This is a genomic window from Marinilabilia salmonicolor, assembly GCF_003003035.1.
Classification (GTDB): domain Bacteria; phylum Bacteroidota; class Bacteroidia; order Bacteroidales; family Marinilabiliaceae; genus Marinilabilia; species Marinilabilia salmonicolor_A.
In genome coordinates, this window is the sequence record NZ_PVTS01000011.1 from 13,296 (window position 1) to 34,298 (window position 21,003).

The 21,003-nt window shown below is 43.8% G+C and carries 25 protein-coding genes and 1 tRNA gene; 4 read left to right on the top strand and 22 right to left on the bottom strand.

Annotated features, from left to right (window positions below; genetic code table 11):
* Window positions 1–8: 8 nt before the first annotated feature.
* The 16 genes from BY457_RS11975 to BY457_RS12045 all read right to left on the bottom strand — a co-directional run bounded on the left by BY457_RS11975 (window position 9) and on the right by BY457_RS12045 (window position 11,920).
* Window positions 9–950: a hypothetical protein gene (locus BY457_RS11975; protein ID WP_106153571.1), complete on the bottom strand. Its 942-nt coding sequence runs from the start codon at window positions 948–950 to the stop codon at window positions 9–11.
* A 12-nt stretch (window positions 951–962) separates the two neighbouring features.
* A complete protein-coding gene (locus BY457_RS11980; protein WP_106153572.1) occupies window positions 963–1,538 on the bottom strand; it encodes a hypothetical protein in 576 nt (191 codons plus the stop codon).
* Window positions 1,539–1,540: 2 nt separating this feature from the next.
* The gene (locus BY457_RS11985; protein ID WP_106153573.1) at window positions 1,541–2,023 is read right to left on the bottom strand and encodes a hypothetical protein; all 483 of its coding nucleotides are present in this window, start codon (window positions 2,021–2,023) and stop codon (window positions 1,541–1,543) included.
* Window positions 2,024–2,035: 12 nt separating this feature from the next.
* Entirely contained in the window at window positions 2,036–2,218 is a 183-nt protein-coding gene (locus tag BY457_RS11990; RefSeq protein ID WP_106153574.1) for a hypothetical protein, read from the bottom strand.
* 3 nt (window positions 2,219–2,221) lie between these two features.
* On the bottom strand, window positions 2,222–3,223 hold the full coding sequence (locus BY457_RS11995; protein ID WP_106153575.1) for a hypothetical protein: 1,002 nt from the start codon (window positions 3,221–3,223) through the stop codon (window positions 2,222–2,224).
* Between the two features lie 12 nt (window positions 3,224–3,235).
* Window positions 3,236–3,598 carry a hypothetical protein gene (locus tag BY457_RS12000; protein WP_146130977.1) on the bottom strand — a complete coding sequence of 121 codons (363 nt, stop codon included), beginning with the start codon at window positions 3,596–3,598 and terminating at the stop codon, window positions 3,236–3,238.
* A 12-nt stretch (window positions 3,599–3,610) separates the two neighbouring features.
* Window positions 3,611–4,762, bottom strand: coding sequence for a hypothetical protein (locus BY457_RS12005; RefSeq protein ID WP_106153577.1), 1,152 nt, complete (start codon window positions 4,760–4,762; stop codon window positions 3,611–3,613).
* Between the two features lie 17 nt (window positions 4,763–4,779).
* A complete protein-coding gene (locus tag BY457_RS12010) occupies window positions 4,780–5,199 on the bottom strand; it encodes a hypothetical protein (RefSeq protein WP_146130978.1) in 420 nt (139 codons plus the stop codon).
* 100 nt (window positions 5,200–5,299) lie between these two features.
* Entirely contained in the window at window positions 5,300–6,061 is a 762-nt protein-coding gene (locus BY457_RS12015; protein ID WP_106153579.1) for a hypothetical protein, read from the bottom strand.
* A gap of 61 nt (window positions 6,062–6,122) precedes the next feature.
* Window positions 6,123–6,734 (bottom strand): hypothetical protein, encoded by a 612-nt coding sequence (locus tag BY457_RS12020; protein WP_106153580.1) that lies wholly within the window; start codon window positions 6,732–6,734, stop codon window positions 6,123–6,125.
* A gap of 30 nt (window positions 6,735–6,764) precedes the next feature.
* Complete coding sequence (locus BY457_RS12025; RefSeq protein WP_106153581.1) at window positions 6,765–8,948, bottom strand: hypothetical protein; 2,184 nt, start codon at window positions 8,946–8,948, stop codon at window positions 6,765–6,767.
* Between the two features lie 144 nt (window positions 8,949–9,092).
* Window positions 9,093–9,380, bottom strand: a complete 288-nt coding sequence (locus BY457_RS12030) for a hypothetical protein (protein WP_106153582.1) — start codon at window positions 9,378–9,380, stop codon at window positions 9,093–9,095.
* A complete protein-coding gene (locus BY457_RS12035) occupies window positions 9,347–9,631 on the bottom strand; it encodes a DUF4248 domain-containing protein (RefSeq protein WP_181256470.1) in 285 nt (94 codons plus the stop codon). Before BY457_RS12035 ends, BY457_RS12030 begins: the two co-directional genes overlap by 34 nt.
* A gap of 16 nt (window positions 9,632–9,647) precedes the next feature.
* A complete protein-coding gene (locus tag BY457_RS18905; RefSeq protein WP_146130979.1) occupies window positions 9,648–9,959 on the bottom strand; it encodes a hypothetical protein in 312 nt (103 codons plus the stop codon).
* A gap of 12 nt (window positions 9,960–9,971) precedes the next feature.
* Window positions 9,972–11,465 carry a hypothetical protein gene (locus BY457_RS12040; protein ID WP_146130980.1) on the bottom strand — a complete coding sequence of 498 codons (1,494 nt, stop codon included), beginning with the start codon at window positions 11,463–11,465 and terminating at the stop codon, window positions 9,972–9,974.
* Between the two features lie 161 nt (window positions 11,466–11,626).
* Window positions 11,627–11,920 (bottom strand): helix-turn-helix domain-containing protein, encoded by a 294-nt coding sequence (locus tag BY457_RS12045; protein WP_106153585.1) that lies wholly within the window; start codon window positions 11,918–11,920, stop codon window positions 11,627–11,629.
* 298 nt (window positions 11,921–12,218) lie between these two features.
* Between BY457_RS12045 and BY457_RS12050 the strand changes: the two genes are divergently transcribed.
* Window positions 12,219–12,590, top strand: coding sequence for a hypothetical protein (locus BY457_RS12050; RefSeq protein ID WP_106153586.1), 372 nt, complete (start codon window positions 12,219–12,221; stop codon window positions 12,588–12,590).
* A gap of 115 nt (window positions 12,591–12,705) precedes the next feature.
* Here BY457_RS12050 and BY457_RS12055 read toward each other — a convergent pair whose 3' ends face one another.
* Window positions 12,706–13,923, bottom strand: a complete 1,218-nt coding sequence (locus BY457_RS12055; protein WP_106153587.1) for a site-specific integrase — start codon at window positions 13,921–13,923, stop codon at window positions 12,706–12,708.
* A 191-nt stretch (window positions 13,924–14,114) separates the two neighbouring features.
* Window positions 14,115–14,189 (bottom strand) — tRNA-Pro (locus BY457_RS12060).
* Window positions 14,190–14,420: 231 nt separating this feature from the next.
* Here BY457_RS12060 and BY457_RS19365 point away from each other — a divergent pair.
* Window positions 14,421–15,092 (top strand): flavin reductase, encoded by a 672-nt coding sequence (locus BY457_RS19365; RefSeq protein ID WP_106153588.1) that lies wholly within the window; start codon window positions 14,421–14,423, stop codon window positions 15,090–15,092.
* A gap of 161 nt (window positions 15,093–15,253) precedes the next feature.
* Window positions 15,254–16,483 (top strand): hypothetical protein, encoded by a 1,230-nt coding sequence (locus tag BY457_RS12070; protein WP_106153589.1) that lies wholly within the window; start codon window positions 15,254–15,256, stop codon window positions 16,481–16,483.
* A gap of 1 nt (window position 16,484) precedes the next feature.
* Here BY457_RS12070 and BY457_RS12075 read toward each other — a convergent pair whose 3' ends face one another.
* From BY457_RS12075 to BY457_RS12090, 4 genes are all read right to left on the bottom strand, one after another.
* Window positions 16,485–17,375 carry a patatin-like phospholipase family protein gene (locus BY457_RS12075; RefSeq protein ID WP_258176714.1) on the bottom strand — a complete coding sequence of 297 codons (891 nt, stop codon included), beginning with the start codon at window positions 17,373–17,375 and terminating at the stop codon, window positions 16,485–16,487.
* A 122-nt stretch (window positions 17,376–17,497) separates the two neighbouring features.
* Window positions 17,498–17,695: a hypothetical protein gene (locus tag BY457_RS12080; RefSeq protein ID WP_106153590.1), complete on the bottom strand. Its 198-nt coding sequence runs from the start codon at window positions 17,693–17,695 to the stop codon at window positions 17,498–17,500.
* A 230-nt stretch (window positions 17,696–17,925) separates the two neighbouring features.
* On the bottom strand, window positions 17,926–18,207 hold the full coding sequence (locus BY457_RS12085; RefSeq protein WP_106153591.1) for a hypothetical protein: 282 nt from the start codon (window positions 18,205–18,207) through the stop codon (window positions 17,926–17,928).
* Between the two features lie 339 nt (window positions 18,208–18,546).
* Window positions 18,547–19,827: a S28 family serine protease gene (locus BY457_RS12090; RefSeq protein WP_106153592.1), complete on the bottom strand. Its 1,281-nt coding sequence runs from the start codon at window positions 19,825–19,827 to the stop codon at window positions 18,547–18,549.
* Window positions 19,828–19,918: 91 nt separating this feature from the next.
* Between BY457_RS12090 and BY457_RS12095 the strand changes: the two genes are divergently transcribed.
* A complete protein-coding gene (locus tag BY457_RS12095) occupies window positions 19,919–20,953 on the top strand; it encodes a DUF4097 family beta strand repeat-containing protein (RefSeq protein ID WP_106153593.1) in 1,035 nt (344 codons plus the stop codon).
* Window positions 20,954–21,003: the final 50 nt, after the last annotated feature.

Genomic DNA, 21,003 nt, shown 5'->3' on the forward strand with positions numbered 1-21,003 from the left:
CGCAGGGTTTATGGATAAATAACTGAAAAAACTTTGTTGACAACCGAAGTGGGCATGATGCTTCTCCAGACAAAATAGCTGTATGACCATTTTGGGAACGCCTGTGTGGTGGTAACCATCACATTTTGCATGGAAAAGGAATCTGAAACATCGAAGCCGTTGTTGTCACGAAAAACCGGTTTGATATTTCTGAAAGGGGTGGCAAACCAGATGTATTGGTTTTCTCCGTTTAAAGGAATGGCAAACTCTCTGGTGGATTCGGGGACTACCAGTCTGGCCAGACCTGAATACAGATTAGAGCCACTCATAATCGGGCCCATGCCATAAAGAACCGGATAATAAAAGTGAAAGGTTCGCAAGCCCGATGCTATGCTTCCCGGCGATCCGTTTCCTCCCACATCAGCCAGAGCTTTAAAAACCTGCTTTTTATCGTGTAAAGGGGCAGTTCCATCGCCCTGAATGGTTATTGGTGTGGAAAAATCGTTGGTCGTGCCCACATGTACCAACGCATCGTTGTTGGTCACATGAATAATCCGCCGATTGGCAACCTCTGTCTCATCGTTTGCGGTAATGATTGCCCTGAGCGTAACGGTCTGACTGGTGCCATATTCATAGGTGGCATCACCGCCTGCAAAACCAATTTCGGCCGGAACAAATGGATAAAAGTATTTCTCCAGAAAACCTTTTACAGAGATGGCTGCAGGATTAATTTGAGGGATGCCGGCCCGCTTTACCATTCGGTTGCCATCAAAGGGTAAATCAGTAATTACAGGCAGCTCATCTGTATTTACGGGATTATCGGAGTCACTCACGCTTCGGATGGAGGAAACAAGGTAAGGCTCATTGTCAATGATGACGTAATCTCCTTCCACAAAACGAACCCTTTGAGAAGAAAAGACATAATCGGGAAACAAAGTCTCTTTGCCGCTGGCAGAAGTAATGTATATCATAGCCGGATAGATTTAAAGCATTTGGTAAGCCTCTTCGAATTGACGATCGGTTACGGGAAAAGCAGGGCCGTTTTCCATCACAGACATGGCCCGAACCAGTTTTCTCAATAGTGCTTTGGTGCTGACTAGTCCGGCATTTTTATCCAAACCTGTCTGAGAGGCAACAAAAGTGATGTAGCCGGAAGTATTGTTTTCCGAGATTGGTGCATACTTGCCGATAAGTTTGACCAAGGTGTTGTACCCGCGGTCAATATCGTTTTTCAGCTGTTTTATCATGGCTCTGACCCCGTACTCAAAAGAGATAAACTGCTCAAATGTCCCGTCAGAATTCTTATCTGCCGGAAGCTTTCCGTTCCAGGCAGAGGATGTAATCTTCAGGTTTCCCGGATTGTTATTGCGGATTCCCCGGGGATAAGTAGCGCTGAGAAATCCCGGCAGTCCGAAATAATTTCTGACCACCGGGTCACTCTCACGACTGACATGGGGAAGAGATTTTCTTTTTTTGGCCTGTCTCACTGCTATGATGGCCAGTATCATGCTCCCTGCAATTAATGAGGCAGCTACAATGTGTCTGGTTCTGCTTTTCATTTTCAAAAGGGAACATTAAGTGCATTAAAAATTTCGCGAACCCGAATTTTGTCTTTACTGCCCAGCTCTTCATTGAACCAGCCTACCAGGTTCAGGTCACTACCAAACCAGAGACTGGTCACGACCCCATACCGGCGAATGCCAAAAGCTTTGATGAGCATCAGCAGATCATCGCGGTTGCGCATACTCTGAATGATGGCAAAAATGGTCTCCTCGTCCGTTCCCGGGCCGTCCATGGCCAGGTAAAGACTCTGTGCCATGATGCCGTATTCACTGTCGCTGAAGGAAAGGCCCGTTTTGCTTATCTGCAGTTTGCTCAGATTGTTCCCGGGAGTTTCTTTGGTATTTCCCTTGATCTTTTTGTAAATAAAATAGCCTCCACCAACAGTCACAGCCGTTAGGAATACCAGTTTCATTATTGAAAAGGATTTCTCCATTATTCCGGGGGCGGCCTGTACGGCAGCGGCAGCAATCAAAGGATTCATTGACAAAAGAGTTTAAACCAGGTGGATGAACTTCAGTGCCATTTTGGCCACTGAAGGATTGTCGTTGACTTTCTGTAAAAGCAGTAAAAAATCATCGTGATTGACCTTCTTTACCACGTTTTGCAAAAGGTTCTCCATGCGCTTGACCTTCAAAAGGCTTTCGCTCTGAATCTGAATAGTGATGTGATTCTTCATGTGCTAAGCCTCCTTTGGTTGCAATGATTTTTCATTGATCAGTTCCAGTAATTCCAGCTGACCTTCGGGATTGTTTTCCATGAAAACCATCACATGTATCAGGTGTTCAATGGACGCATCTGTCCAGGTGGAAAGAACCTCGGATATTTCACGAATGGTATTGTCTTTGGGTGTTGCTTCAGTTATCTGACTTTCTACTTTGGACTGAGATTGATTTGGGCCGGAAGTTGACTGATTCACATCTTCATCAATCCCCAGGAGCCCTTTCAGTATAGGACTTTTGGTGGCCAGCTGCATGGCAATATTGGTGATGGCTCCAATGCCCACATCTTTAATCAGACGGTTGGGTTTGTATTGCTCATTCTCCTCTTTCAGTTCTTCGTTGGCCGTTTCCAGACTCTCCAGAGACAGGCGGGTCTGACGAAGATCATCATCCAACTCCCTGTTCTCCGTGGTGAGCTTCTCCAGTTTCTCTTCAAGTGCCGAAATATGGTTTTTCAGCTCCAGTTCGGTGAACTTCCGGTCATAGTTGAGCCGGTCAATCATCATATCTTTGGTGTGGCGTTCCCGCTCAAAAGCCAGTAGAGCGCCCAGCCCGTTTTTCACCCCTTCAAATCCTTCAATGCCACTCAATCCTTCGAAAACATTGTCGATGGCAGAAGGAGCAACTATGGGTTGCATCATTGGCATGTTGGCCGTGGTACCTCCGGGTGCAGGTTCATCGCTCACGCGGATTCTTAAAGGGTAATTGCTAAGGGCATTCCCCTTGATACCGGTAAACTCATCAATGATGATTACATCGGGCGTGAAATTGTTCATCATCTTGTTGATGCATTCGCGAAACAATGTCCCGCCTTTCATTCTTTTGGTGATGAATTTATGGGCAATTCCGGGGTTAGCGTCATTCTCATAACTTACCAGAAAAGCATAAGGGCTTTTTGCCTCGTCCCAGTAGTCGTATTTCCGGGCGATGGACTCAATTTCTTTTAAATACTTCTTTTCCATGTCGTAAAAGCATTATTGGTGATCGTGATAGATGGGCTGGACTTTCAAAAACTCCAGTTTGTAAGGGCGAAACGTCAGGTAATTCTCCAGAGTAATTTCCAGATAGTCGCGAAAAGCGGCATACCTCGACAACTCCAGGTTTTCGTACTCAATGGCGGAGGTGGTAAAGGTGTTATCACTGCTTCGAATCCGCAGACGAGCCACCTGGTCAATGTCGTTGAGATTCTTTCCGGTCAGAAAGAAAAAAGCATTGCCTATGTCATGAATCTCTTTGGGGGAGTTAATCATAAGCACCATGGGCACGGTTACATGACTCTTGATGTTTTCCAGTTCATAAACCTTCTCCCGGATTCTTTCCTGCAGAATTACATCCATGACTTCAGACAATTAAATAGTTTCGTAGAAGAAGTAAGTTTTCACATAAAAAGGGTTGACTGCCCGTCCGTTGTTTTTAAAAACCAGTCGTACAAAGGAGTTGACCTGTTCCTTTTGCGAAAGGCGAAGCAGATCGTAATGCACACTCTTGGAGTTCATGTTCAAATCGATGGGCATATCCCTGACTGCAATGTCACGACCGCTGTTGAACAACACACTGAGTTCTCCCACATTGGATTTGTCCCAGTTGATGTTTTGCCAGTAACTGCCCGATTTAACCCAGGTAATGTGGTTGAAATAGTGGTTCAGGACAATGCGGGCCGTCTCATAAGCGTCAAAACTGTAGATGTTGTAAGTCTGTGGCACATAACCAAACCAGGATGCGTCCGGGTAGCCATAAAGATTCCCAAACCAGGTATAGGCATTGACTTCTCTTGTTGCTTCGCGCCCTCCCGAAAAAATTGTCACATAAACAGTAGCCGTTTCATAGGTTTCCCGGGCAAAATTGGAAGGCTCCTCAAAAAAGGTGTTCCGGTAGTTGGGAGTGGTTGCCCCGGTTTTGTATGTCATCTCCTTTGTAAAATTCTGGTACCAGGCTTTCAAATCTTCCGGGGTCCAGGCTTTCTGTTGATTGACAAATCTAAGCGGTTCTCTTGTGCCGTAGATATAGCTTCCATCCACCAGCTTTTGTTTGTTAACCCCCAGCTGAACGTACCAGCGTTGCCTAAGACCGATGGCAAAGAATCCGGCATTTACGCGCTCTTTCAGCGTTGCCAGCTTTCCCGTAAGATAATCAGCCGTGAAAATGCTTTTCTTCTCCGGATCCTGCTCCCTGTTTATCAGGGCAGTGATATATTCGGAAATCAACGCCTGGACAAACTGATCACGTGCTGATTCTGTCAGCGCCTGATCGCCTGCGCCATCTTCCAGGACGTTTCGTCCCAAAAATGCCGGGAGACCCTGATTGTCACTTAGAAAAGCCGTTGCCGTATAAGTAGGTTGCAGATGGTCGTACCCCCAGGAAACGGTAACACCTTTTTCCCGGTCGTAGGCATTCACCAGCATTCCGGTAACCTCCCGTGTGTTGAGCGGTAACTGAATATCTGACATAAAATCCTCTTTGGGAAAAGCCTGATGGGTATGAATAAGCACTTTCTTTGCCATGCCGGAAAGATGAACAATTAATAATCAACAGCCCTCAAATAAACGCTTACCGTGTAGGGGTAAACCGCTCCGGGAGCTGCACCGTCTTTGTAGTTCAACTTGATTTTGCTGTTGCGGGCACGTACCTCAAATTCATAAGGCATATCGTTGATGCTAACGCCCACTGTGCGGTTGATCAACACCGCCTCAAAGCCTTCAGGGATGATCTCCGTATCATCAATACTAAGATCAAGCATGGAGCCCACCAGGGCATTTTGTTGATCCACATTGATGAACACACCGGTAATCCGGTCATGCTCCTGCTTGGTGTTGGTATTGAGTAATTGCGATTGTCCGGCTTCGGTTACCTGAAGCCTTAAAACCTGATACTTCTGTTTGCCTTTGGGAGGTTGCGGCTGAGCTTTCTTCTTTACCGCACCCAGTTCTTCAGTTTCCATGACAGAGTGTTTTTTAGTTTTTTTAGGGGTAAGAAAAGACGGCTTCTGCAGCCGCCTTTTCTTTGAAAAAATCCACAGCAGGATCAGAAACATAAAGCCCTTACTTCTTGTGGACTTTACATCCGATAAGCGTGAACTTCACTGCTTCAAGCGCTGATCCGGCTTTGGTCATGGTCAACCTGGGTTTAATTTCCATCTGGGGTTTGATCCACTTGGGGTGATCCAGTTTGAAAATGTGAGGTTTGCCACCATCGGTACTTTCGTTGTTGAAAATCTCGCAGGAGATATTTTCAGGCAACAAACTTTCAGCTCCCACTTTTAATTCAAACTCACCGTTTTTAATTTTGGCCGGCAGATCATCCACAAAATCACTGTCTGTGGCAGCTCCGCCATCCGGGAATGTTCCGAAGTCAAGACACACGGCAGTAACCAGGAAATGCTCATTCAAATCGAGCTTGGCACCATTCAGGTTGCTGCGTCCTGTTGCCTTATCATCGCTACTGGTAAGCAGATCAATAACACTTTTGCCTTCGATGGCTTTAATTCCGTAGATGTTGGCATCCACCACCTGAAGCGCCCTGTTGGAAAGACCTTTTACAATCTCCGGAGGCAATTCATTCTTCTTCATTTCGAAGTAGCCCTTGGAGGTAATATCAGTGCGAAAAGCCGCAGCTGTCATTACACTGTTTTTACCTTTGTTTTGTCCAGCGCTGTGGGCCTGACGAACAAAGGGTTTTACCGCTTTTTGTGAAATTCTTTTGGCAGCGGGACGACGCACCTGGGCAGGAACGCCGATCTCACCCAATACACCTTCGATTTCCTCTTCCATGGAAGAGCTGGCATACTCTAAACCTTCAATCATGGCATCTAATTAATTTGTGGTTAAAACTGTTGTTTATCGGAAAAAAGCAGTTGTTAGAATCTTACGCCGTTATGGAAAGATCATCATCTTCATCAATAGCCGAGATAGAGCCGTCTCCATCAAGTCCTGCAGTAATCTCATCACTGGTCACGGCAGATAAGTCGCCAATATCAGCGGATCCCTGAATCTGGTCGGATACTTTCTCCGCATTCACATCCTGATCATCGTCAGGCCCCATCACGGGAATCTGATATTCGGGCAGTGCCTGATACGAAGGAGGAACATCTCCCAGGCCGGGGCCGGCAAGCATCTTCTGACCGGTGAACTTCTGAATTCCATCCACAATACCATAAGCAGCAACGCCTAATCCCATGCGTTTAATCAGGGGGTGACGAATCATCTGATTAGCTATCAGACCTACGCCTGCAGTGGCCACGGGACGAATTAAATCTTTCAGGTCGGTGCCGTCAATGCCCATCATACCGCTCACGGTATTGGTGCCTTGTTCAACAAAGCCGGCCACTGATTTTCCCAGGATAAGTCCTGCTCCGACGGCAGCTGCAACTTTTAAATCGTCCATCATCTTATCTCCCGATACACGGGAGGAACGCCTGCGGGATGCTCTGCTTGCATACCTTCGAGGCCTTCTGGTTGTTGTTTTTCTTTTTGCCATTTTGTGAAATTTTTAAGGGGTTTCTCTCATTTACCGAAGAATCACTTTTTTTACGCCTCTTCGGGTTTTTCTGCGTACTGCCGCCTTTCTTTTGACAGGCTTTCTTTTCTTTTTAGTCCGCCGGGGTGCCGGAGGGCCTGCCAGGGCTTTGGGGCGGCTGGTTGTTCGTGGCAGGGCTGCAGGCTTTCTTTTAGGCTTGAACATTACATAAGCTGCTGTTCCCACAAGAAGAAGTCCTCCGCCAATGAGTAACTTCTTTTTGTGCCTGGCCAGAAAGCCCGGTTGCTGAACTGGTGCTGGTGTTGACATAGTTGATATGGTTTGCATTGGAGTAGCATAAGATTGAACAGGGGCCCTGACCGTCACACGAGGTGCAGAAACGGTTGTCACAGGCCTGCTGTAAGTTTGTGTCCTGACTGTTGGTCGAACAGTGGCAGATTTCATCGTTGCAGGCCTGGAAGCCATCGGACGGCTGGAGGCAACAACGCTTTGAACCATTTTTGTAACCGGAACAGTTGTTTTTCCACGGGAAGAGCTTCCTCCTGACTTGTTCACCAGTGAGGATGTAAGTTTTCCGGCTGCCGGGGCCAGTGCCATGGTTAACGGGTTGGAAGCAACTACTGCCGTTAAAATCGGGGCAACCAGAGGTTTTGCAATCTTGGTAATCGTCTTGAAGCCTTTCTTAGCCACCTTGGAAACACCTTTTCCTACTTTTTTAGCCAACCTCCCGATTTTCTTAAAGAACCCACCTTCCAAACCACCGTCCAGGCCTTGGATGGAAAGTTTAAAAACGCCACTGTTTTCCAGAAGCTCTTCATACTTTTCCAATCTTTCCAGCACCTGATCGCGCATGGGCGTATGCCAGTATTTGATGGCATCATTGAGCATGTTGAGCAGACTGGTCGAATCATTGGTGAAGTTCTGTACCAACGCAGGATTGACCTGGATCGCATCCCGTGTTTTTACCAGATAATTGTAGGTTTTCTTCAAGACATCCTCGTCCGACACATCTCCCAGGCCATCCAGCCCTTCCAAAAATGTTTTTCCGGAGATGATTTCTTCGATATCCGGGTCTTCCAGACCATGGAGCATTTCGATGGGCATTCCTGCCAATCCTTCTACTGAGTAAAGTGAAGCCATATTAAAATCGTCTTTTTGTTCTGAATAGGGCTTCTCAAAATTGAAGCTGTCCAGAACCGGGTCAATAATTATTTCCGGGTTATTGTCTGTCGCGGGAATGCACACGTAGATATGTTGGTAGTAGTCTCGTCCGTAATATTTTGTTATCCTGAATTTGAAAGGGATATTCAGACAATGCAGGATGGAAGCACAAAAAATGGAATAACAGTCACAATCAATACCGGCGCTGTCAATGCCCATCTGCTTGTGACGCACCTGGCCGTCATGCCAGCTGCGCGCGGGTGTTCTAAGCTCCTCCACGCCGGGACGATCGCGGCGGTATTGCAGATAATTGTAAGCAAACTCGAAGATGTTGGCCGCTGTTTCCTGTACGGTACGCCCTTTCAGAACCTCCGCTATTTGTGCTGCTTCCCGATGATGATCCCGGACAATCTGAATGGCCAGGTCAACCACCTCTTCCACCTCGCCATTGCTGGTAAGTCGTTTGTTCTTATTATCCGGTTTGGGGAAGTATTTATTGAATTTGGAGCCATCTTTCACTTTCCTGGGGCCTGCCGACAATGCCAGACCTGTCCCTTCCAGTGATTTGGTGGTGGTCATGGTGGCACCGTTAACCTTTACAGTTATGGAAAAACTAAGATGCTCGGCCAGGAGTTGTTTCAGCTGAGCTGAGTTATTAAGAATGTCCTGCGTTACCCCGTTACTGTTGAGCGCGTGAACAGGCATCTCTATTCTGATGCTCTTTTCACCCGCACTATTGGGCATAATGACAGTAGTGGAAGCATCAGGAGTGGAATAACCAATGGGCTGTCCGTTGTAATATGCTTTTACCGAAGGAATCTGGAGATTTACCGTATTCTCAGAATGGTTGTAAATTCGGATACCCACCGAAAGGACTACCCGGTAGGCCGCAATGTCCAATATATTGGAGGGAACAACCAGGTTATGGATCTTGAAAGAGGAAATAACAAAAGAAACCCGGTCACTGATGTCCATCAGCGACCAGAGTTTCTTTACTGCAATGCCGGTTCCGACGGCAAATAACCCAAACAAAACTGCTTTCTTCCGATTCATGAAACGAAATTAGCAGCAGGAAGATTCCCCTTTCGGGGTTGTTCAGGTTTAATGGGTGTTTCTGTTGTTTTTTGCCAGATAACCGGGATTCATCTGGCTTTTTGGCTGTTATCGGGGTTTGGTGGTTGCTGAGCGGCGCTGACCTTAATTGCGACGATCAAAAAGCCTGTTGCTAATCTTCTCTTTCAAAGAAACTATGGCATCATCAAGCAGTTCAAAGCCCAGGTTTACAATTTTCCGGGAAACTTCCTCGGGTAAAAAATCTGGAAACCGAAACGCTGAATTGCCGGAGAGCTCTTTCAGGCGTTGCTTCATGGCCAAATGGATTTTAATAAACTCATCCTTATTGCCACCCTTGTCGGGATGAAATTCAAGGGCCAGGCGACGGTACTCGGTCTTTAGCTCCTGGAGGGTGTGACAGTGGTCGAACATGAGAAATACTTTTTAGTTTCGGGACTATCGATATCGGGCAATCCAAAGTGGTCAATGACTATTTGGGCCTGCCGTGGAGTCAGCGTTTTGTGCGTAGGCGCATATCCGGCAGCCCGGAGTTGTTCCATGACCTCCCGACTCTCTTTCAGCATCCTGGAGAAGGCTTCCACCGGACGCGAGTAAACCCCTTCGCGCATGTACATCCGGGCGAAGAGGGACTTGGGGACACACCCCTTGATTTTTACTTCCATAAAATTGTTTTTGAAATTAATGAATAGGGGAATTCTCGTTTCGAGGCCCTTGTTTTTCAAGGTTTCTTCCCGGATAATGGTCATTCCAGGAATCGGTAAATGGGATCATCCGATCAATTTCCTTTCTTGTTCTGTTATCGAAGATGATGACTTTCTGAATTTCAGACTCGTTAAATGCGCGCATAACGTAGCGCTTCAGCTTCATAGCACCATACTGTAGTGAGTAGTGATCCCACTTGGTGACAGACGCCCGGTTGGTTGAGGTTCCGTTTCGAAATACAATCCAGGCATAGGACAGAGCGGTATCCGGATCAAAAAATTTTCCCATGATGTTAAGGTTTTAAGCGTTTACAAGTTCGAAAGGCTGGTTGGTGCTTCTCAGCTGCCTGATCTCTTCCAACATAGACAAAAAGTGTTCGTTGCCCTTTTCGGCAGTTGGCTTTGTTCCCATTGGACAACTGGAAACACGCTGAATGAATTCTGCCTCCAGGTATGGGATGCAGCGCCTTACGGAACTTAGCTGCCGGGTATAGTTTTCAATGGTGGGATTCTGCAGGTAGTCATCCACGCACTGCAACAGCTTCTTGCGTTCAGTCTTCTGCTTTGTCTTGCGATCCTGCCACATCTTCTTCTGCGTAATCCATCTGAATGTACCCATCAAACCATTGGGATTGTCTTTGTGAAAAAACATGGAGGGGGAAACAAACCACTGACCCGTCAGGTAATACTCTTTTTTGCGGAGATAACCGGAAGCCATGAGCAGACGATTTCGCAGGTTTTCGAGTTGTGTCTCCAAAGCCTTTGGGGAGGTGTCGTGGCAGAAGTAGTTGGCCGCCAAGTATTCGATGGTCTGCTTCTCTTCCGGCCGGTGAATTTTACGCCCATTCCAAAGCTGGCCGCCATAGAGGGTTTTCAGATGGTCTGGCAAAAGCAGGTTGTCCTGCTGAGGATCTGCATTCCAAAGAAGCCAGACAGCGTATTTGTAGAGGTATTCAGCTGCCAGCAGCGACCTTTTCCGGGCATTTGACTCTCCTTGATTAACATAATCGCGCGCGCCCCCCGGCTCGTCGAAATTTTGCACAGCAGCCCCTTCCAAAGAACATTCACTCCGTTCAGGGCCTGCACTCTGACCTACTTCCGGTGTCTTTAAAAGTGTCTTTTTGGGGTTTATTAAATCCCGCATTTCATTGGCCTTTTCGGAAAGTGACAATTCTGGGTTATCAACACCCGGGGAATTAACCGGCATTATTTTTTTATTTTTTCTGAAAGAAACAGATACTTTAGATGGTTTGCAATTTGCTTTTTCTTTGAGATAAAGCGCTGAATTTTGGCCTTTTAAAAATTCTGACGTCGGATGATATTCCGGATCCTCTGCATCCCAGAGCAAGATCAACTCCGGATGAACGTACAAATCATAATTGGCCTTCACACCATGCGTTATTTTACTAACGATGGCACCGCATTCCTTCAGTCTTTCCAGACGTCGGTAAACGGTAGAGGCTGCCCTCGGAGTACTCCGACTCAATCGATATGCAAGATCCTTGTTGTTGGTATTAATACGTACCGGACTGCCGACAGGAACAGGAAGCGGTGAGAGTTCCGTATTTTCAAAAAGGGAAAGCTTCAGCTCAAACTGGCTGACAGCTTCAAAGTAGAGTTGTTGCAGAAGTGAACGGTGTGCTTCGGTTAGTTTCTTTCGCCTGGCTTCCGGGAAATTACGATTCTGCTCATCAATCTTCCGGTTGGTGTAAAAAATAAAATTATCCAGAATTTGCTGATGCAGCTGAAAACTTTCCCTTTTTATATAAGGCTTGACTATTGATTTTCTAGCCAAAGGTTTGTACTTTTGGACCGAATTCATTTTAGTATGTTTAAAGTGAATCGACCTCCATAGGGGTGCCACCCTGTGGTTGTCATTTTGTGAAATTTGAGTGTTATCGCCAATAATGCTCATTAAAGGGGACTCAAAAAAGTCCCCTTTCTCTATTTAATGCCCTAATAATAAGGGCGTCTTCCGGTAGTTTTTGATTCTGCAAGGAATTCGTCCAGGGCTTCGCGGGTTATGATGTATTTCCTTCCTGAACGTTGAGCTTTGATTTCACCGCGTCGAAGAATTTGAACCAATGTGTTGCGGTGTACTCCGATGATTTTGGCAGCCTGTTCGGTGTCAAAAATTTCTTTATCCGATATGGATACAATTTGGCTACTCAATGAGGCAAGTTCGCTTCTGACAAGTCTGATTTCGGACATCAGGACTTCAAACGGATTCTGAAGTGTTTGGGTTTCCATACAATTATGTTTAAAGTTAAGTAATGCAGGGTTTTACTCTGTGCCATACCCTGCAAACCATTTTGTGAAATTGATTATTAAATTTTTGTTTTTAAGTTTTATTATTTTCAATCTTTACTCTTGTTTTCAGCCCGCCCCTATTAAAAGCCCTCTTGCTTAAAACCTTTAATAAACTGAAAATCATTTATTTTAACATACCTGATAAGTAAAGATATGTTAAACGCAAACATAGAATAAAAGTAGATTCAATTCTAAATTTTAATAAAATTTTTTTCACTTTCATGTAAGATTTTTCAAAATGTCAGTAAAAGAGAGACTTAAAACATTTATCAGGTACCGGGGCGTTGGTGAACGACATTTTTGCCGAACCATAGGTGTATCTGAATCGTTTGTCAGTGCTATGCGAAAGTCGTTGCAACCTGATAAGATCAGCAACATCATCCACCAATACCCGGAGCTAAACATTTACTGGTTGCTCACCGGTGAAGGTTCCATGATTCAGAAATCTCATGCCAGGCTAAAAGAGGCCAAAACCACCATCCACGTTCTCAATGATCTCATCGACTCCCGGGAAGAGCGTATTCATATTCTGGAAGAAGAGAACACTGCTCTTAAACGTGAAATTGACTCCCTGCACAAAAAAAATCACCCTTTACAAAGAACGTTATGACTCCGGTGATTCTCCCGGGAAAGGTGGAGTCATCCTGACCTTTCCCGAGCTTTACTCCACTTTTCGCGACCTTTTCAGCACCTTTCATCTGCATAAGTGCTGTAGTCGGCTCCTTTTAGTTCCATTTCACATTCTGCAACTGCTTTTTCAGCCGCTGTTCACTCTGATGGATGTAAATCATACTGGTTTTTATATCGCTGTGTCCCATGAGTTCCATGATCAGATAGGGATTGGCTGTAATATCCGCCAGTAAAGTGCCAAAGGTATGTCTGGCCACATGAAAACTAATTGCTTTCCTGGTTTTGGCCATTACGGCAATAGCTTTCAAGTGACGATTTACAACCTGATTCGCTATTGGTTTGATGATCCGGGATGTCCCGTCTCTTTTTTCAAGCAGCTTTTTTAGAATTTGCTGGGGTTTCCCTTCAAACATTAGATACAATGGCAATACAACGTCCGTGGTTTTGGCGTATTCCACCTTGGCTTGTTTAAAGCGAATAGTGTATCCTTCTTCTGATGATTCAATGTTTTTTTCTTTTAAGGCCATCAGGTCAGAATAACGAATTCCGGTATAGGCTGAGAAAAGAAACAAATCCCTTACATAACTGATCTGTTCAAAGCCAACTTCCGGGAATTCCAGGTCTTCTATTCTTTGAACTTCTTCAAGAGATATATTCTCCCTGGTTCCCGGCACCTTTTTGGAAGAGAAATCATTGTAGGGGTTGTCTTCAGATTTGATATACTTTCGCTTAATGGCTATGTTGATAAAGCGCAACAGGTTTTTGTGATGCTTGTGAATGGTGTTTTGCTTAAGTGCTTTTGCCCGTAGCATTTTGTCGAAAGCCACCACCTTTTCATAGTTGAAGTCTGAGAACTCACAACGGTTTTCACCGCAGAATTCCTTAAAAATATTGATGGTGTAGTTCCATTCTTTTCTTGTGCCGTAAGCCATGTGCTCATCATTTTCAGCCTCGGTTTCAAGAAAAGTGATAAAATCGAAGGGGGTGTTCTTGTTGTTAACAAAATCTTCCAGGACAGATTTTGAAAATTTACGGCCGCTATTGATCAGTGAATATTCAAAGTTTTGAATGTCACTAATCATGTTATGCAGATATTGATTCATGGAAATGTAGTTGGGGTGGGAGGGTTTGACTTTGTCTTTGTACCTTCCTGAGGTTCCCCATTGCTCCGGTTCCAGAAAAATTTTTGTTGAAATGTACTTTCGCTCTGTCCGGCTGAAGTAAATTTCCAGTTCCAACGGTGCTTTGTCGCCGTCTTCAAGTTTCTTCTTTCTCCTATTGAAGACAAACTTGTACTTTGCTTGTTGCTCCATCTGTTTTCAAAAAAACGTGTTACATGGTATCACAAAAACGTGTTTTGTGTATCGCAAATGTATCACAAAAACCGATTTTAAATGTTTTTTTGAACAACAACAAAAGAAGTGCTAAAACAAACAAAAGCCGCATAAACAGTGACGTTCATGCGGCTTTTGTGTTTTGTTTTTATTTGAAAATTTTCTTTCAGTCGGGATGAGAAGATTCGAACTTCCGACCCCTCGCCCCCCAGACGAGTACTCTAACCGGACTGAGCTACATCCCGAGCAATAATGTTGTCTTGTTTTTAAGACGGTGCAAAGATAACCAAATTGAAGGTCTCTGCAAGCCCCCAAAGCCAAAAATTGCGATTTTTTTAAGGTAGAAGAAACAACTGCTTTGATTTTAAAAAAGTTACAATTTCCTTTTATTGATAAAAAGAAGATCGGGAATAAACATTATCTTTACGTAACTGACACAAAAGAAATCAGATTAAAACGACTAAACCCATATTAACATGATTGACACAGAAGCTTTCAAAAGAATGTCTTACGGACTGTATGTCGTATGTTCCGGTAATCAGAGCAACGGAAACGGTTATATTTCGAACAGTGTATTTCAGGTAACAGCAAGCCCTGCGCAAATGGCGGCCTGCTGCCACAAAGACAACCACACTGCAGGCATCATAAAAGAAACCGGAAGTTATTCCATTTCAGTTCTCCATAATGAGGCTGAAACGGCAATCATTGACAAATTCGGTTACAAAAGTGGAGCAGACATTGACAAACTAAAAGGGATGAATGTGGAATATGGGGGAACCGGAATTCCAATTCTTCTCAACGAAGCCATTGCATGGATTGAATGTAAGGTGGTAAAACCGATTGATGTTGGCACCCATCTTATTTTCATTGGCGAAGTGCTTCAGACTGAATTGCTGGACGAAACAAAACCTGCAATGACTTATGCGGAATTTAAAGAGAAAAAACAGCGAACGGCTCCTGCCAATGCCCCAACCCACATTGATGAACAAGAATCAACAGACTCAGAAAAATCAGGGGACAAATACGAGTGCCAGCAATGCGGGTTTGTTTATGAAAACGACAAAGAGGGCACCCCATTTGATGAGTTGCCCGACGACTGGCAGTGCCCGGTTTGTGGGGCACCAAAATCAAAATTTAAAGCTATATAGTTTCTGTCCATAAAGTACCACTTGCGTCGTTACGCTTGCCGCCAAAATACTCATTTACGATTATATAGACATACTATATAGCCCTTATGAATCAAAGATCGACGAAATCAATAAGCCAGGTTTAAAAAGAATAGTTTTGTAGATTTGCCAAAAATTTTTTGATGTATTCCAGACTCTTCTTTTTCAACCCCACCAACGAAATGGCCATTGCCAATGGGGAAGTATCCTATATGCCTCCGCGACACTTGCATCATTTCGAAATGGATATGGCTGCTCTGCCATGGCTGTTGGGCACTGAAAAAGATTACATCCTGGTCAGAAAGAAGGAAGGCAATTCTATTCAACATCTGGAACGGTTCAATTGGGATTTACCTTCTTTGGTAACCTCCCCCGAGGATCTTTCCTCCAAAGATCAACACAACCTGTGGTTTTCTCCCTGGGGCTGGAGTCCGGCTGTTTACAGACATTTTAAGCCCTGGGAACCATTTAGCCATCCACTCTGGTCATCAAACCCCTTTGCCAACTGGAGAAAAGAGCTGGCGGGTATTTTGAGCAGAGAAACCAGTTATCAACTTCTGAAAAAGATCTTTGCCATAAAAAGTGCGAACCCATCGGCATATTCCCTCATTACCATTCCGGATATGCCCATGGAAGTTTACAAAGAAGAAAACCTCACCGAGATCCTCCAAAAGCAATCTCCTCCGTTGATTGTCAAGACACCCTTCAGTGCATCAGGAAGAGGACTGTTCAGAATACGAACCGCTGAAGATGCACCCGAAAAATCCCTCTGGGTAAAAGGGATGCTCAAAAGACAGGGGAAAATATACATTGAAAAGATGCTCAGGAAAGTTCAGGATGTCTCTTTCCAGTTTTATATGAATCCTGATGAAATAACATTTCTGGGACACAATTACTTCTATGCCGAAGCATCCGGACAATTTGCCGGCTGTGCCATCGGAATTCCGGAAACTTCCTCTCCCCTGTTCAGGGACCAAAAGCTTGTATCTGAATCCATTGAACAGGCATCAGAACTTCTGCATAAAGGAGTCTCAGCATTGGGCTTAAATAAACACTATACGGGGCCTGCCGGGATTGACGGAATATTTACAGAAGACACCAACGGCAAATTAAAGTTGCAACCCTGTCTGGAGATTAACCTGCGGTACAATATGGGATATGCCAATGTCCTTTTTAAACAAAAAATGCACCCTGAAGCAAAGGGGAAATGGAAAACAGGCATCTTTACTAAAGAAGGATGGAGGGAATTTTGCCAAAAAGAAAGCAAAAAACACCCGGTGAAGATGCTTGATGGCAAACCGATAAGTGGCTTTATTCCTTTTGTTGATCCTGAGGGCAACAAACTCTTTGGAGCCTGGCTGCACCTACGCTAAGTCAGGCTTGAGTTTCCTGCTCTTCAATCTTATCTTTTTTAAGGACGGGAGCAAGTTCCTCTTTTATCAACTTCAATGTCGCCTTGTAACCTACCTCCACCAAATCGTCAATCCGGTCAAAATCGAAAAAGGTAAACTCTTTCATCTCTTCCGGTTCAATCATAAAATCACACAACTTACGACTCTCCACTACATTTTGCTCAACTCCAAGACTAAAAGCCCGCTGAGCAATATCTTTCATCCCCTCTATTTCTTTCATGGGACCATTGTAATTCACATGAACCCCTATCAAAGTCTGACATTTATCTTTTATGGACCGGGCCGGAAGATTGTCAAACAAACCTCCATCAATATACGTGACACCGTCAATCACCTGCGGCAAAATTATTACCGGAACGGAACAGGAAGCCAAAACAAAATCAATGAGCGGTCCTTTTTCGCCTTTCACCTCATTTTTACCGTCGGTAATATTAGCAACCGACAAATAAAACGGCTTTTTAAGCGCAGAAAAATCATCCTTTTCAATTTTGTCTTTGAGAATTTTCTTCACGGCATCCAGTTCAAAAAAACCATTCTGACCAATGCGCAGTGAAACCAGATTGTAGATCTTATCCTTCTTCACAATTTCCAAAATCTGATCAGGACTATATCCGGCTGCATAAAGCACTCCAATCAGAGATCCCATACTTGTGCCGGAAACAATATCGGGTGACATCCCGTTTTCATCAAGTGCCTTGAGAACGCCAATGTGAGCAAAGCCTCTGGCACTGCCACCACTAAGAGCAATCCCAATATTATGATCGTACCTGTTTTCAGCAGGGGCAGCAACTTCTTTGGAGGCTGCGTCCTCAGATTTATTTTTCTCTTTGGAGAACCAATTAAACCAACCCATTCGACTGATTATTAGATAAAACTTCTGATTGACAATCACAAAGTAAAATTATCAAAAAAGGGAAAAACAACCAATTTGTTTTTCCCTTTTTAACGAACCGTTAAAAACGTTGTCTCATGCATTTACTTCTCCACCGAGTACATAATCAATGCAGAATAGGTGTTAACTCCCTGGCTTGAATGTGATGAGTACTCCAGATCAAGAATTTGTTCAGGTGTAATAGCTTCCTCCTGCAAAAATGAATTCATTTGATCATCAAGAGACATATCGTAATCATCCAATCCGGTATACTGAAAGTGTTTGGTAAAAACTTTTTTCATAGGTACATTAAATTAAAAAAATTAAACCGATTCCGTTTATAAACTGATTGACTCCGCAATCAAATTAGTTTGATTTCTTGTACGCAGAAAAGAGCTTTTTGATTCAAAAAAAGAGCGGAAGATCTTCTTTTTTTCAACAAACACCTGTAATTGATTGCTATATAACGCATAGCAATTAAAAAGGCCGGAAACATTGATGCGCCCGGCCTCTACAAACAATCAAAATCAGATTATTTCAGGTTATTAACGGCCTCAACCAACTCAGAGAATCTTTTATCCATTTCGGTTCTGATTCCCTTGAAAAAAGCCTTCACTTTTTTGGGATCATCTTTCCCGTCGGGATGATTTACCTTTGCAATGACATCATTCCGAAAATCAATAGCATCAGTGACCACCTTTTTAAAATCTTCTTCTTTAATCTGATCAAATATCATTTTACGAACATAAGCTTCAGTAACAATTTCCGAAGCAAGGAAGTTTATGTCTTTTTTTAAATCACGAATACTTGCCATTTTTATCTGTTTTTATGGTTCTTCTTCAAATTTAGTTGTTTTTTTTGAACTCTGAGAATTGTGAATCAAGAAAAAAGCCCCTGATGGCAATTTTAATAGAAAAGGCCCCATACTCTTTCCATTTATCACAAAAAAACGAACATTCGTAAAAGAATACAATCATTTAGGCATTAATGAGAAACACCGGAAAGATAAATTCTTAAATTTGTGTGTGTCAGAAAGTGCTTGTGCTTTTTTTAACCCAAAAAGCGCAGCCTGACCCAAGTAACCCATGTTCAAAAAGAAAAAGACGACCCAAAACGTTGGGCCGTCTTTTTTACTTTATAATAAATTGTTTGATTAATTCAGCCACACTTCAAGCTGGTCCATCACCCTGTTTTTTAGGGAGTCCGGTAAATTATTTATTCTGGTCCGATGTGACCCTCCAGGTTTCTCAATTTTCAACATTTTACTAAACCCTTCAGGTTCAAGGGATGTTGCACTCCAGGGATCATTCTCCCCGGTAATAAGAATCATTTCAGGATCAATCTTCTTTAATTTTTTCAATATGCTGAGCGGCACCTGCTCATCAAAAGAAAGATTTTCCACCTCCGGAGCCATAAAACGATTGGAAACGGTATCTTCCTTTATTTCATCCAGAAAATCTTTGAATGGAGCTGCCAGGTATGGATAATACCCGAGCTCTTTATATGCCTGATAAAAGAAAGGACCAATTTCTTCCCACTGCTGATCTGAAAAATATCCAAAATCGCTTCCCTGATGCAGATGGGCAAAAAGCACTTCAGCATCTGCCCCGGGCTCGGGAATTTCATCCACAGGTCCGCCCCACTGCCACAAGCTAAATGGATATTCAAGCACTGACAACTCAAATGCACGCTCCTTCCCCATTCTAAAAGTATATTCTTTTTGTGCAACCAAATCATTAAACCAGGGCATCAATTCCTCCTTGCGTTTCAAAACTTCTTTTTGAAAAACGGCAATTCGTTTGCGTTGTTCGGCTGTGCCCACACTGTCAAAGAACTCCACCAAACGGCGATCGTCCCGTTCAAAATTAAATGGCGCCACATAGGAAACAGTAACATCAACATCCTGTGGGAAAAAAGCCCGGTGAATCATTGCGGTCTGACCTCCCTTACTTATTCCGGTATTAACCCATTTGCCTTTGTAGAATTCCTTCAAGGCTTCAACTACCCGATGATGATCTTTAGCAGCCTGCTCCACCGTCAGGTACTCCCACTGCACAGAATCGGGAACAGACTCTCCAAAATACCGATGCTCCACAACCACCTGATTGGCCTGCAGTAAAGAAGCCAGTTCGGATGTAAAATTTCCAGGAGCCATATAACCTTCTGTAATCAAGACCACAGGAGCTTCGTGGGATTTGTGAGACAGCCAGACACGTTGCTTAAAAAATCCTTTGTCCGGATTGTTGTGATCCAATGGTTGATTGATCCACAACAACCATGCTTTGGAGTACATGGAATCCGGTTTAATCTCCTCAATGGAAGAAAAAGCGGGTCGTGATTCCACAAACTCTGTGGCAGTTTGCCATTTTACACTACAAAATGAAAGAATACCGGTAAATACCAGCAGAAATGAAATTCGTAAAACTTTTGCCATTTTCTTACGTTAAATGAAATCTTCAAAGAGGCCAAAATTACATCAAATTGTTTTTCTTTGTAATGATTTAAGTTAATAAAAATAATAAACCATGAAGCATCTTTCTACACTATCAGTATTCTTCTTTCTTTTCAGCTTAATCTCGGTAGCAGCCCCTTTAAAAGAGGTTCACCGTTCCACCAAAACATACGACAATATAACATCGGTTGATATTAAAGGAGATTTTTGCAAAGTAATACTGAAACCATCGGCCACCCCGCAAGTTACCGTAAACAGTTTTATTGAAGCATCCAAAGACATTGAAGGTTTTGGCATCAATGACCAAACCGAAGCAGGAAAACTCACTTTGTTGGTGGCTGTTCCTTCAGAGCATGTATCCACCAAGTCGGGTGAAATTGAGATTCAATTACCTGCCGGCACGGAAATTAAAATCAAAACAGCTTCGGGTTACATTGAAGCTTCAGACCTGAAGGGGTGTAATGTAAATGCGCACGCCTCTTACGGAAAAATAATTGTGGAAAACTTAACGGGTGATTATTCTTTCAAAACCTCCACCGGAGGTATCAGTGTAAACCAACTGAGCGGAAAAGTGTCTGCAACATCCACAAAGGGAGACATTGAATTGACGGACATTGATGCATCCACCACCATTGTTACCGACGCCGGAGCCCTGACTCTTAAAAATCTGAAAGGTAAAATTAACACCCAAAGCAACACAGGTACCCAAACCATCAATAATTTGACTGGTGACCTGATGCTAAGAACCTCCACCGGTGAGATAACCCTCAACAACCTCAAAGGCAATATTGAGACTGCCAATGATGACGGGGATGTATGGTTAACGGATGTGGAAGGAACGTTGCGTCTGATATCCATTTCCGGCAACCTGGTGGGGAAAAACATCCTGCTAACCGACAATGCCTATTTTGAAACTACCAAAGGAAGAATTGAGATGGAACTCCGAAACGATATGAATGAACTCACTTTTGATCTGGCGTCCAATTACGGTTTTCTTTACATCCCTGGAAAATCAAAGAAGAAAAAGCTGAGAGAAGGCAAAGGCCCCATTCTCATTTCAACTTCATCGAATAACGGAGCGCAACGCTTCACATTGGTTAATGAATAATAGAGATATTAAAGAACAAAAAGCCGTTCATCCCAAAATCGGAAGAACGG

Excerpts from the sequence above, each read along its gene's own strand:
- BY457_RS12035 (WP_181256470.1), bottom strand. The coding sequence starts at position 9,631 with ATGGAAGTAAAAATCAAGGGGTGTGTCCCCAAGTCCCTCTTCGCCCGG.
- BY457_RS11995 (WP_106153575.1), bottom strand. The coding sequence starts at position 3,223 with ATGGAAAAGAAGTATTTAAAAGAAATTGAGTCCATCGCCCGGAAATAC.
- BY457_RS12050 (WP_106153586.1), top strand. The coding sequence starts at position 12,219 with ATGTCAGTAAAAGAGAGACTTAAAACATTTATCAGGTACCGGGGCGTT.
- BY457_RS12055 (WP_106153587.1), bottom strand. The coding sequence starts at position 13,923 with ATGGAGCAACAAGCAAAGTACAAGTTTGTCTTCAATAGGAGAAAGAAG.
- BY457_RS12020 (WP_106153580.1), bottom strand. The coding sequence starts at position 6,734 with ATGGCAAAAAGAAAAACAACAACCAGAAGGCCTCGAAGGTATGCAAGC.
- BY457_RS12090 (WP_106153592.1), bottom strand. The coding sequence starts at position 19,827 with ATGGCAAAAGTTTTACGAATTTCATTTCTGCTGGTATTTACCGGTATT.
- BY457_RS12080 (WP_106153590.1), bottom strand. The coding sequence starts at position 17,695 with ATGAAAAAAGTTTTTACCAAACACTTTCAGTATACCGGATTGGATGAT.
- BY457_RS12095 (WP_106153593.1), top strand. The coding sequence starts at position 19,919 with ATGAAGCATCTTTCTACACTATCAGTATTCTTCTTTCTTTTCAGCTTA.
- BY457_RS12025 (WP_106153581.1), bottom strand. The coding sequence starts at position 8,948 with ATGAATCGGAAGAAAGCAGTTTTGTTTGGGTTATTTGCCGTCGGAACC.
- BY457_RS18905 (WP_146130979.1), bottom strand. The coding sequence starts at position 9,959 with ATGGGAAAATTTTTTGATCCGGATACCGCTCTGTCCTATGCCTGGATT.
- BY457_RS12085 (WP_106153591.1), bottom strand. The coding sequence starts at position 18,207 with ATGGCAAGTATTCGTGATTTAAAAAAAGACATAAACTTCCTTGCTTCG.
- BY457_RS11990 (WP_106153574.1), bottom strand. The coding sequence starts at position 2,218 with ATGAAGAATCACATCACTATTCAGATTCAGAGCGAAAGCCTTTTGAAG.
- BY457_RS11975 (WP_106153571.1), bottom strand. The coding sequence starts at position 950 with ATGATATACATTACTTCTGCCAGCGGCAAAGAGACTTTGTTTCCCGAT.
- BY457_RS12005 (WP_106153577.1), bottom strand. The coding sequence starts at position 4,762 with ATGGCAAAGAAAGTGCTTATTCATACCCATCAGGCTTTTCCCAAAGAG.
- BY457_RS12070 (WP_106153589.1), top strand. The coding sequence starts at position 15,254 with ATGTATTCCAGACTCTTCTTTTTCAACCCCACCAACGAAATGGCCATT.
- BY457_RS12045 (WP_106153585.1), bottom strand. The coding sequence starts at position 11,920 with ATGGAAACCCAAACACTTCAGAATCCGTTTGAAGTCCTGATGTCCGAA.
- BY457_RS11985 (WP_106153573.1), bottom strand. The coding sequence starts at position 2,023 with ATGAATCCTTTGATTGCTGCCGCTGCCGTACAGGCCGCCCCCGGAATA.
- BY457_RS19365 (WP_106153588.1), top strand. The coding sequence starts at position 14,421 with ATGATTGACACAGAAGCTTTCAAAAGAATGTCTTACGGACTGTATGTC.
- BY457_RS12010 (WP_146130978.1), bottom strand. The coding sequence starts at position 5,199 with ATGGAAACTGAAGAACTGGGTGCGGTAAAGAAGAAAGCTCAGCCGCAA.
- BY457_RS11980 (WP_106153572.1), bottom strand. The coding sequence starts at position 1,538 with ATGAAAAGCAGAACCAGACACATTGTAGCTGCCTCATTAATTGCAGGG.
- BY457_RS12030 (WP_106153582.1), bottom strand. The coding sequence starts at position 9,380 with ATGTTCGACCACTGTCACACCCTCCAGGAGCTAAAGACCGAGTACCGT.
- BY457_RS12000 (WP_146130977.1), bottom strand. The coding sequence starts at position 3,598 with ATGGATGTAATTCTGCAGGAAAGAATCCGGGAGAAGGTTTATGAACTG.
- BY457_RS12015 (WP_106153579.1), bottom strand. The coding sequence starts at position 6,061 with ATGATTGAAGGTTTAGAGTATGCCAGCTCTTCCATGGAAGAGGAAATC.
- BY457_RS12075 (WP_258176714.1), bottom strand. The coding sequence starts at position 17,375 with ATGGGTTGGTTTAATTGGTTCTCCAAAGAGAAAAATAAATCTGAGGAC.